Source organism: Hymenobacter terrigena (assembly GCF_054776515.1).
This window is the reverse complement of the sequence record NZ_BAAHBU010000020.1, coordinates 1-583: the sequence shown is the minus strand read 5'-3', so window position 1 is coordinate 583 and position 583 is coordinate 1. Positions and strand designations below refer to the sequence as shown.

The 583-nt window shown below is 22.8% G+C and carries 1 protein-coding gene; it reads left to right on the top strand.

The genetic code is table 11. The features are described from left to right. Nucleotides 1-112 precede the first annotated feature (112 nt). Nucleotides 113-571, top strand: a complete 459-nt coding sequence (locus ACYU7Q_RS21880; protein WP_460611582.1) for a hypothetical protein — start codon at nt 113-115, stop codon at nt 569-571. Nucleotides 572-583: the final 12 nt, after the last annotated feature.

Genomic DNA, 583 nt, shown 5'->3' with positions numbered 1-583 from the left:
GACTTTTGTATATAAATAATTATTATTAATTTAAAGTTGATTTTAGTTAGAGGTACAAATCAACTGACTGAACATATAACATTTCCTCTTTTATCTTTCTATATTTTGTGTCATGACTAATTTTGTTACGCAAGCGACTAAAAATCTATTAGATATTTCTATTAAAAATATCCCAGAAAATAAACTATTAGCACCTATTATTTACAATGCTAGTATTCTAGAAAATATAAAACAATGTGATTATATTTTAGATAGCTTATCTGATAATAATAAGGTTAAAATATATATAAGAAAAGAGCTAAAAAATATAATAATTAAAAAAGCAAAAACAGGTAAAAAATATGAAGATATTCTTAGAGAAGTATCTTTTATTGGAAATAATCAAGATAAAGAAAATAATTATAATAACTCATTTGTTTTTAAAAATAATAAAGTTTTCTTAAAATCAAAGATATATAAACTACAACATGGGTGTGGTAAGTTGGGTCGAAATATGAATGATTATAATTTACCTCCATTGATGAGTAAAACCATTGAAGAAACTCTAATAGGTGCTAGAGGTATATATTGAAAGAGTGTTACT

Bases quoted from the DNA above. Each gene is read 5' to 3' on its own strand.
- ACYU7Q_RS21880 (WP_460611582.1), top strand. From the start codon at position 113: ATGACTAATTTTGTTACGCAAGCGACTAAAAATCTATTAGATATTTCT.